This window comes from Allobosea sp. 67-29 (assembly GCF_001898115.1).
GTDB lineage: Bacteria > Pseudomonadota > Alphaproteobacteria > Rhizobiales > Beijerinckiaceae > Allobosea.
Genome location: NZ_MKSQ01000014.1, coordinates 365,357 through 375,581 on the forward strand (window position 1 = coordinate 365,357; position 10,225 = coordinate 375,581).

At 63.5% G+C, this 10,225-nt stretch carries 8 protein-coding genes and 1 pseudogene; 8 read left to right on the forward strand and 1 reads right to left on the reverse strand.

Annotated features, from left to right (window positions below; genetic code table 11):
• Window positions 1–242 precede the first annotated feature (242 nt).
• A complete protein-coding gene (locus BGO20_RS13045; protein ID WP_362889840.1) occupies window positions 243–842 on the reverse strand; it encodes a TetR/AcrR family transcriptional regulator in 600 nt (199 codons plus the stop codon).
• Window positions 843–973: 131 nt separating this feature from the next.
• On the opposite strand from BGO20_RS13045, the gene BGO20_RS13050 reads away from it, so the two are divergent.
• From BGO20_RS13050 to BGO20_RS13085, 8 genes and pseudogenes are all read left to right on the forward strand, one after another.
• Complete coding sequence (locus tag BGO20_RS13050; RefSeq protein WP_291663526.1) at window positions 974–1,660, forward strand: peroxiredoxin-like family protein; 687 nt, start codon at window positions 974–976, stop codon at window positions 1,658–1,660.
• Between the two features lie 51 nt (window positions 1,661–1,711).
• The gene (locus tag BGO20_RS13055; RefSeq protein WP_291663525.1) at window positions 1,712–2,635 is read left to right on the forward strand and encodes a DMT family transporter; all 924 of its coding nucleotides are present in this window, start codon (window positions 1,712–1,714) and stop codon (window positions 2,633–2,635) included.
• On the forward strand, window positions 2,632–3,336 hold the full coding sequence (locus tag BGO20_RS13060) for a glutathione S-transferase family protein (protein ID WP_291663524.1): 705 nt from the start codon (window positions 2,632–2,634) through the stop codon (window positions 3,334–3,336). The genes BGO20_RS13055 and BGO20_RS13060 overlap by 4 nt, the downstream gene beginning before the upstream one ends.
• A gap of 22 nt (window positions 3,337–3,358) precedes the next feature.
• The gene (gene yghU, locus BGO20_RS13065; RefSeq protein ID WP_291663523.1) at window positions 3,359–4,228 is read left to right on the forward strand and encodes a glutathione-dependent disulfide-bond oxidoreductase; all 870 of its coding nucleotides are present in this window, start codon (window positions 3,359–3,361) and stop codon (window positions 4,226–4,228) included.
• A 599-nt stretch (window positions 4,229–4,827) separates the two neighbouring features.
• Window positions 4,828–6,369, forward strand: a pseudogene (locus BGO20_RS13070) (carboxylesterase/lipase family protein); the annotation flags it as partial.
• A gap of 12 nt (window positions 6,370–6,381) precedes the next feature.
• Entirely contained in the window at window positions 6,382–7,155 is a 774-nt protein-coding gene (locus BGO20_RS13075; protein ID WP_291663949.1) for an efflux RND transporter periplasmic adaptor subunit, read from the forward strand.
• Window positions 7,156–7,614: 459 nt separating this feature from the next.
• Complete coding sequence (locus tag BGO20_RS13080; protein ID WP_291663522.1) at window positions 7,615–8,460, forward strand: c-type cytochrome; 846 nt, start codon at window positions 7,615–7,617, stop codon at window positions 8,458–8,460.
• A 307-nt stretch (window positions 8,461–8,767) separates the two neighbouring features.
• Window positions 8,768–10,048, forward strand: a complete 1,281-nt coding sequence (locus BGO20_RS13085) for a hypothetical protein (RefSeq protein WP_291663521.1) — start codon at window positions 8,768–8,770, stop codon at window positions 10,046–10,048.
• Window positions 10,049–10,225 lie beyond the last annotated feature (177 nt).

Consider the following 10,225-nt stretch of genomic DNA (forward strand, 5'->3'; position numbering starts at 1 on the left):
TGCTGCCTTATTCGCTTGAGCTGTTTGGCCATACGGCCGCGTCACCTTGGCGGCCGTATCATTGCTCCTCACGCCCCGTTCGTGCGTACCAGAACGCTTCGCTGGCGGCGGCTACGCATGCGCGCGGGCCCGAGGGGCTGAATTCACAACAAGCTCCGGCGCCGAGGTAAAGGCAGTGCGCTTGCACGTTACTCAGAGTCCGCCATGAGGCTGGTATATTCCTGTCGGGTGAAGCGGGAGACTTAGCCAGGCCGCCCTCCAGGTCCCGGCCTGCGGTCGCGCGAATCGATAGGGTTCCGCTCGACCAAGGCCAAGGCGGTCTCGACGATGCCCTCGAGCAGAGCTCTGTCCGGCTTGACCCTTGCCAACACGCGAACACCCATCAGCACGCCGAGGAGATGCCGGGCCAGATCCTCGGCCGGCCAGGCTAAGGTGATGGTGCCCTTTTCTTGCCCCTTGCTGACGCAGGACAGGAAGAAGTCCTCAAGCCGTTGGAGCACGGCCGCGACAGCCGCCCGGAAGCCGGGATCCTCCGGCGCCACGTCCAGCGCGGCATTCACGAGCATACAGCCCTTGCACTCCTCGTCCTGGATTGAGCGGGCCAGGATGTCACGGAAGAAAGCTTCGATCGCGGCTCGTGGCTCCATGGCCTCGCAGCGCCGGATTCGCTCGCCGATACTGCCCTCGACATAATGATCGAGCGCGCGGCGGTAGATGGATTGTTTGTCGCCGAAGGCGTTGTAGAGGCTCGCACCCGTCAAGCCAGTACTCTTGACCAAGTCGCGGATCGACGTCGCCTCGTAGCCGCGCTTCCAGAAGGACTGGACGGCGGCGTCAAGCACGGCCTGTTCGTCGAACTCCCTAGGACGGCCCATAACGCTCCCTGCCGATCGGTCCGATCACCATACTGCCACGGGCGATCACGCCTTGCATTTTAGAACGGTCGTACTAAAAACGAAACCCGCGCTGCGAGGTGGACGATGCCAGCGGCGGGAAAGGTCTGGCAGCGATGGCTCTCAAACAGCAACTGGAGGCCTTCAGGGCCGAGTTTGCGCGAACCGCACCCGAAGGGCGTGTCGCCTTGTATGAAGCCAAGATCGAGGAGCTGCGGGCCTCCTTCGCCGAAGACAAGGCGATCGGCGTGGGTGACAGAGCGCCCGGATTTGCGCTTCCCGGGATCGCTGGGCGCCAGGTCGTCCTCGAAGATCTTCTTCGCCAGGGACCGGTCGTGCTCACCTTCTATCGCGGCGGCTGGTGCCCTTACTGCAACTTCCAGCTGCGCGCCTATCAGGCGGCGCTGCCCCAGATGGTGGCTCTTGGAGCCAGGCTCGTCGCCGTGTCGCCACAGCTTCCCGACAATTCACTTGGCACTGCGGAGAAAAACGCGCTCACCTTCGACGTGCTGAGCGACGTCGGAAACGTCGTCGCGAGGCGTTACGGACTGGTCTATGCGCTGCCGCACGAACTGCGCGAAGCCCTGCGGTCGAACGACAAGGCCTTGTCGCGGATCAATGGCGATGAAAGCTGGGAACTCCCGGTTCCGGCGACCTATGTCATCGGCGAGGACGGGCGGGTCATGCTTGCCTCGCTCCACATCGATTACAGGACGCGTCTCGACCCCGAGGCCATTCTTGCGGCGCTGCGGACGGCGCGGTCTTGATCCATGGCCGGCTTGCGGACGATGACGGCAGCACCCGCGAACGAGACCGCCGTGCCACGCCCTCGCGTTCGCGTTCGCGCCGCAGGCATCGCCTGGGCGGCGCTCACGGTGTCGATCTTTTCCGGCTGGTTCGTCATCACCCGCTTCAGCGTGACGCGAGAGCTGCGCATCTGGGATATCACGGCGCTGCGCTTCGGGATCGGTGCTCTGCTTCTGGCACCGGTGCTTTTCAGGAATCGCGCCCGCCTGTCTCGCGCAGCCTGGGGCATGGGCTTGGTCTTCGCGTTGCTGTGGGGCATGCCCTTCGTGCTGCTCGTCGCGCTCGGCCTCAGCCTCACCTCGGCGGGGCAGGCCGCCTCGATTGCACCGACCCTGATGCCGCTATTCGCCGGGCTGTTCGCCTGGGCCTTCCTGGGTGAGCGCCAGGGTTGGCAGCGCTGGAGCGGATATGCCGCCATCCTCGCTGGATTGTCCCTGCTTCTGCTGGCAGGCGCGGCGGTGAGTGGTCCGCCAAGTGTAGCCGGCGTCGGCGCACTAGCTGCAGCAGCGGCCATGTGGGCAGTCTACACGCTTCTCTTCCGGCGCAGCGGCCTCGCACCGATCGAGTCGGCGGCGCTGATCTGCTTCTGGTCGGCGGTGCTCTTCCTGCCGGTGTACGGGCTGGGCGGCCTCAGCCGCCTTGGCCATGCCGGGGCGGGCGAGATTGCGCTGCAGGCGGTCTACCAGGGCGTGCTGATGAGCGGGGTCGCCATCTTCACCTTCAACCGCGCCGTCTCGCTGCTCGGATCCTCCGCCGCCACTGCAATCATCGCGCTCATCCCCGCCATCGCTTCGCTGCTCGCCATTCCGATTCTCGGCGAGCACCCGTCGCCGACTGAGGGCGTGGCGGTCGCCATCATCGTCGCCGGGGTCTTGCTCGCCGCCCGGCGTCGAGTTCCGTCCGAACCGCCTGATCAGAGAAGGAAAGTCCGATGATCCGCTTTTATTTCCACCCGACGCCCAATCCGGCCAAAGTTGCGCTTCTGCTGGAGGAGGCGGGCCTGCCCTATGAGACGATCCCCGTCGATACGAGCAAAGGCGAGCAGCATCTGCCCGGCTTCCGCGCGGTCAACCCGAACGGCAAGGTGCCGGCCATCGTCGACACGGAAGGACCGGGCGGCCGGGAGGCGCGCGTCTTCGATTCCACCGCGATCCTGCTTTATCTTGCCGAGAAGACGGGACGGTTTCTTGGCGCTGCCGAGGATCGGCCTGAACTGCTGTCCTGGCTTCTGTTCATCGCCTCAGGACTTGGCCCATTTTCGGGGCAGGCGGTGCATTTCCAGTTCGCGGCGCCGGAAGGGCTCGATTATGCCGTGAACCGGTATCGCCGTGAGGCGGAGCGTCACTATCAGGTGCTGGACGAGCATCTGGCCGGGCGCAACTACATCGTCGGCGAGACCTATACCATCGCCGACATGTCGGCCTGGGGTTGGCTCGATCGCGCTTCGCGGGTCCGCAAGGGAGCCGAGGATCCGCTCGCGCCATACCCCAACCTCAAGCGCCTGTTCGATGCCGTCGATGCGCGGCCGGCGGTCGCGCGGGCTCGCGCTGTAGGTCAGGATCATGCCTTCAAGCAGGTCCGTGACGAAGAAGCGAAGCGCGCGCTCTTCCCCTCGAACTATCCGCCAGCGGCCTGAGCCAAAGCCTGGAGATCATCACATGAGCGACACCGACTACATTCCGCCGAAGGTCTGGACCTGGGACAAGGCCAGCGGCGGGCGCTTCGCCAATATCAACCGGCCGATCGCCGGCCCGACCCATGAGAAGGAGTTGCCCGTCGGCAAGCATCCCCTCCAACTCTATTCGCTGGGAACCCCGAACGGCATCAAGGTCACGGTGATGCTGGAGGAATTGCTGGCTGCCGGCCACAAAGGCGCCGAATATGATGCCTGGCTGATCCGGATCAGCGAAGGCGACCAGTTCGGTTCCGGCTTCGTCGAAGTCAATCCGAATTCGAAAATCCCGGCGCTGTTGGACCGAAGCGGACCGATGCCGATCCGCATCTTCGAATCCGGCGCGATCCTGGTGCATCTCGCCGAGAAGTTTGATGCGTTCCTGCCCCAGGAGCAGCCGGCACGCGCGGAAACCCTGTCCTGGCTGTTCTGGCAGATGGGCTCGGCGCCGTTCCTGGGCGGTGGCTTCGGCCACTTTTATGCTTACGCGCCGACGAAGCTCGAATACCCGATCAACCGCTACGCCATGGAGGTGAAGCGCCAGCTCGACGTGCTCGACCGGCGCCTCGCCGACAATGAATTCATCGCCGGCGATGTCTACACCATCGCCGACATGGCGATCTGGCCTTGGTACGGCGGGCTGGTCATGGGCTGGCAATATGGCGCCGCTGAGTTCCTCGCGGTTCAAGACTACAAGAACGTCGTCCGTTGGGCCGAGCAGCTCTTCTCTCGGCCAGCGGTGAAGCGCGGCCGCATGGTCAACCGGGTGGTTGGCGATCCGTCCGAGCAGCTCCACGAGCGGCATGACGCCGGCGATTTCGAGACCCGGACCCAGGACAAGCTGGCCAACGCATAGCGCGCATCGGCATGCCTTCGGATGGCTGCCCCTCGCGGACGAGGTTGCACCCAATCTCGCCGCGTTGACTGCGTCGGCAATACTCCTCGTTTGCCGACCTCGCGGCGCGTGCCCTGTCCGCCCGGCACGAGCATGCCATCCATTTGCGGCGCCGTAGCAAAACTGTAATGAACGCCGGCCGGCAACCCTTGGGATGAGCGAATGCTGGAGCCGTTCTCAGAGATCGCGAAGAGCCCATAATCCGCCAGGCGCCCTAGCATCTGCACAGGGCCGAAGACGTCCAGCGTCTCGAATTGCTCGAATAAGACGAGACCGATTTTGCGAGGCTTGGCAGAATCCTCTGGTGTTACACTCGGCTCGGACATATCAGCTTCTTCCCCTGTTGCCCCGTCGAAGGCGTGCGGCATGCCACGCTCAAATTATGGGTAATACCAGCGGCCGTCACCGCTGACTCGCTTGGGATTTCCAACTGCTCCTGGTTGGTGAATGTCTGAAAGCTTTGGGACGTTCAGCGACACAAGTGCAAGTTTCCGGTAGGCTTCGGTCCGGCGCTAAGTGGGCCGAAAGCACAGGAGGTGAGCGTGGCCGCACATCCTCGACTGAAGATTTGGCTTGCGGTCGGCTTCCTCATAGCAGGAGCCTGCGCGGCTCGATCCGCGGCGGACGAAGAGGTCACCATAGCGTCCGGCACCTTGCGCGGTGCCGCGGCCGACGGGGTCGTCCGCTTCAAGGGGATACCCTTCGCGGAACCCCCGGTCGGGACCTTGCGTTGGCGCGCGCCGCGGCCGGCCAAGCGATGGGATGGGGTCCGAGACGCAACCGCCTTCGGTCCGTCCTGCATGCAGACCGACGACCTCATCAAGTCCGAGGACTGCCTGACGCTCAACGTCTGGCGCCCGGCGAAGGCCGACGCGCCACTGCCTGTCATGGTCTGGATCTACGGCGGGGCCCTCGCGCATGGCAACACGCCGCAATATCCGATGGAGGCCCTCGCCGCCCAAGGCGTCGTTGCGGTGAGCATGAACTACCGGATGGGGCGGCTCGGCTTCTTCGCTCACCCGGCGCTCGCGGCAGAGGCGCCCGAGGAACCGCGAGGCAACTACGGCTTCCTCGATCAGCTCGCCGCCTTGCGGTGGGTTCAGCAGAACATCGTGGCGTTTGGAGGCGATCCCGCCAAGGTGACCATCTTCGGCGAAAGCGCCGGTGGCGGTTCCGTCATGGCGCATATGATCTCGCCCCTGTCGCGTGGCCTGTTCCGCGCCGCGATCCTGCAGTCTCCCGGTGTTCCGACCGCGCGCGAAAAGGTGCTCCCCCTGACCGCGCTCGCCGACGCTGAGGGACGCGCCATCGCCTATGCCCGGTCGGTCGGCATCGACGATGACGGCTTGCAGGGGCTCGCCGCGCTTCGGGCGCTCCCGGCCGACAAGCTGGTTGAAGGGGCCTCGGCGCCTCTGGTGCTGGCCGGCATGTCGAGCGGACTGCCGGTGGTCGGCGTCTCCGGATCGATCCTGGACGGGCGCTTTCTCACCGAGACGCCGGAGGCGGCGTTTGCGGCGGGCCGTCAAGCCAAGGTGCCGGTCATTGTGGGCGCCAACAACCGCGACCTCGGCATCGGCTCCGTGCGCAGCAAGGAAGACCTGTTTGCGCTCTTCGGCGATCTCGCCGCGGAAGCCCGCCGGCGATACGACCCGCAGGGAAGCGAGAGCTTCGACGAACTGAAGCAGCAGATCCTTGCAGACAAGACGCTGGTCGAACCATCTCGGCACTTGGCGGACGAGATGGTACGGGCCGGACAGCCGACATGGTGGTACCGCTTCTCCTATGTGGCGGAGGCGCTGCGCGGCGATCCCAAGTGGAAAGGGACGCTGCATGGCTTCGAGATACCCTATGTGTTCGACATTCCTGCCGCGGTGGTGCGAGACAAGGTGACAGACGCGGACAAAGCCATGGGAAATCTCGCCAGTGCCTACTGGGTGGCGTTCGCGAAGTCGTCCGATCCGAACGGTGGCGGCCGCCCAACCTGGCCGCAGCACGATCCGGCGAAAGACGAAGTGATCGACTTCACGAATGCGGGCGTCATAGTCGGACCGGACCCTCTTCGGCCCCGGCTCGACCTGTGGAAGGCCGTCCAAGAGCGCAGGCCAGCCTTTGCCATGGCAGGGGCTCCGTCCGATGTCGAGGAGTACGATGGCACCGTGGTCGCCGCTGAACAGGCGGACATCGCGCCCCGGCTCGATGCCCTGCTGAGCAAAATAAGCTTCAGGGCGGGGCAGGTGGTCCGGCAGGGTGACCTGCTGTTCGAGTTCGAGGCGAGGGAGAAAGAGCTGACGCTGGCGCTGGCCGAAGCGCGGCGGGATCAGGCCGAAGCGGACTTGCGCCTTGCCGAGGTGGCACTGAAGAATGCGCAGACCTTGAAGAAGAAGAATGTCGCGTCGGAGATGACCTTGCTGGAGGCCGAGGCGAAGCGCGACATCGCGGCCGCGCGGGCCAAGGAGGCCAAGACGAATGTGAGCCTGGCCGAACTCGCCTTGAAGCAGATGAAGCTCTACGCTTCGATCACAGGCGTGATCAGCCAGCCCTTCGTCAGCCAAGGGACCTATATTACCAAGGAAGCGCGCGAACAGAGCCGTCTGGCTACCATAGTGCAACTCGACCCGATCCGAGTCGTCGGCCGAGTGCCCTTCTCGGTCTACTTCGCGCGTCGAGACGTCTTGGGCACACCCGACAAGGCGGCGCGCCGGCTGACCTTCACGCTGCTGCTGCCGGGCGGCGAGGCATACCCTCAGCCAGGCAAATTGGTCGCCGGCAGCTATGCCTTCGACGCCGCCACGCAGACGATCGCCATCGCGGTGGAGTTCCCCAATCCGGACTACCTGCTGCGGCCGGGGCTGGAGGTTCGATTACGTTCTGCCTTCACCGCGGAATGAATGCTCGATCAAACGGCACGGTCGGGGAGGGGGCTGCTCGTTTGAGGATCGCTATGATCACCAACGCCGAGAACCGGCTTCGGATCGGGGAGGTATCGCTAGGGCGGCTTTATGACGAGGCTGGGTTGCCGGCACCGCGTGTGGCCCGTTCCCTCAAGATCGCCACTGACGAGGCGGCCCACGCTCTGAAGTGCGGTCGCTTCGCTGCCCGGCTGATGTCGAGGTTGGCGATCAGCTCAAGAAGCGGCCGGCTATCTAGAAGCGTCGGAAAGCCCTTGCAGGCGACCGTATCCTCCGGCCGCGTACCGAGCGATGGAGTCGAAGATACGGACATGCTCCGCTGACGCCACGTAGGTTCCTCGGCGGTGGTATCATCCGATTGCGAGCGCCTGCGAAATCTAGACCAAATTCTTTGATTACGTTAGGTTATACAGGAAGCTCAATTTTCGCGGTGACCTCATGATCCGTCGCGGTTTGCTGGCGCTCGTTGTCGTCGTTTCATGGGTCAGTGGCGCTCGCGCCCAATCGGACCTGGTCAAGCGTGGCGACTATCTAGTCAATGGTCTTCTCACCTGCGGCAACTGTCATACTCCGAAGGGTCCTTCGGGGGACATAATGGACAAGGCGTTCTCCGGTGGTCTGTCCTGGGATGAGCCACCGTTCAAGGTCACTGCGCCGAACATTACGCCGGACAAGGAAAGCGGCATCGGAAAATACACCGACGACGAACTTAAGCAACTCCTACGCAAAGGCATCAAGCGAGACGGCAAACGGGTCGCCATGGTTATGCCGAGCGGCTTTTATGAGGTTATGACGGATCGCGATCTCGAGGCAGTGATCGCCTATCTGCGCACGCTCAAGCCAATCAAGAATGCGGTGCCAGATCCGATCTACAAGATGGAACAGGGGCACCCAATTCCGCCGGGTGGGGAGCGCCCTTATTCAGAATCGATGCTAAGCGACCGCCTCAAGAGGGGATTTTATCTCACAACGATCGCGCACTGCATGGAGTGTCATACCCCGATGGGTCAGCGTGGCCGCGATTTCGGTGGAAAGCTAGGCGCCGGCGGCGCAGAGTTTCCCGGGCCTTGGGGCGTCTCGGTTTCCAGAAACATTACGTCCAGCAAGACCTCCGGCATCGGAGGCTGGACTGACGAAGATATCAAGCGTGCCATCACGCGCGGCATCAGCAAGGACGGTCGTAAGCTAAGCCCACCAATGGGCTACGGCTACTATGCCAACATCTCGGCTGTCGATCTCAACGCGATTATCGCCTACCTGCGCACGGTGCCGCCCATAGACTAGAGCGTTTGGCTCTCTTCCATCGGCCAATATGGGTTCCTGTTCACTGGGCCGGGTGCGCAGACAAACCTAAACCACGTTGCGACGCTTGCTCACTGGCTCAAGACTGACCGTCGTCAGCACAGGCTGAACCGCAGGTTAAAAACGAATGCAATGGGGCTCAAGACGGTCGACTATGCCGCCAACGTCTACAAATACTACGTGCCGACAGGGTGCTGCAGGAAGGGCGCGTGGCGCATTGCGAGATGGTGGCGGCATTCCCTGAAGCCGGGGAGGCAGCTATGGTCGTCACGGAGGCACTTGTGAGCGGATGCGACGTCAAGCCATAGATGTCGGCCCGAGGGCAGATGCCGCACTGGCCGGCATCTTGATGATGGTCCTCGCCAGCTTTTTTGGTGCGCCTGCCCGGGCGGCAAGCAAACCACCCGTATTTCTTCGCAGTTGCTCCATCGAGCCTCCGAGCCCTACGCCTCTCTTCTCCGGCCCCATCCGCGCCGCCAAAGATCGCGCGGCGGATGACGAGGAGGCTGATGACGATGAAGACGATATCCCGCGCGGCTTTGTTTCGCCGGGTTCCGGCACCTGCATCGCCGTGTCCGGAACGGTGAATGCCGGGCTTCAGCGCGACGACTACCACGCGAGCGCATTGGTGCGGGCGACCGGTCAGGTGCCGCCGAGCACCACGAGCCTCCCGCTGACCACGACCTTCCGGATCGAGACCGGTCAATCCGTCGGTGATGGACGTTATCTGTCGAGCGCATTCGAGTTCTCTGTCGACATCAACAGCGGAGGCAGCAGCGACCTCAGCATCGGCGAGGCGAGCGTCACGTTCGGCGAGTTCGTCTTCGGGCTGGCGGGGTCGCGCTTCGATTTCTGGGCTGGTGATGACTTCGCCTTCATTGGGCGTATCCCCAGCAGGACTGTGGCCCTCATCGGCTATAATTCACAGTTGACCGAGCAGCTTAGCCTATCGCTGTCTGCTGAGGAGGTTTTCGCCGACCGGAATCTGGCTTCCTCGGGAGCCGGACGCCAGCTTCCCGACGGCATCCTGCGCCTGCTTTACGAGAACGGGGCGCTGAGTGTGCATGGCGCATTCGCCCTGCGAGAAGTGCCGCGTCCCGCCAATGAGAGCCTTATCGGCCGCGCAGCGGTCCTCGGTGTGACCTGGAAGGGAAAATTGCTGGCCCAGCCGCTTACGCTTACGGCTCAACTGGCGGGAGCGACGAACGCTGCCCCGTACATCGGCTCGCGGCTAGATCAGCGTACTGCCTTGCCTCTACTCGGTGGTGACGCAACAACACGCGGCTGGTCTGGGGTGGTCTCGGTCGGGCGCGGTTGGACGGATGAATGGTCGACCAATGCGTATGTTAGCCGGTATGAACTCAAAGTCCCTCAACTTGCCGGCTTGGTAGGACGGATCCGGGTTGACCGCGCCGCTGCAAACGTCGTCTGGGCGCCAATTGACGGCCTGCGGCTTGGGCTCGAAGGCTCGCTGGCGTGGCAGCAAATTGATTTGGCCAGTAACGCCCGGGCGGCTGGCCTCAGTGGTCGCCAAAGCTCGGCACAGATCTTTTTGGAACGGACCTTCTGATCTCTCGGTACGACCGCCGGCCGGCCGGCGATTCCAGATCCGCAAGGCGATTATCGCCACGGTCTGCCAAATCCTTCAGGAAAACGGCATCAAGCTAGTGCCGATGATCCACCCCCGTTGAATTGGTCCACCCTGAAGTATGTCTTTTGGCAGACAGGAGGACCGATATGCCGAAGA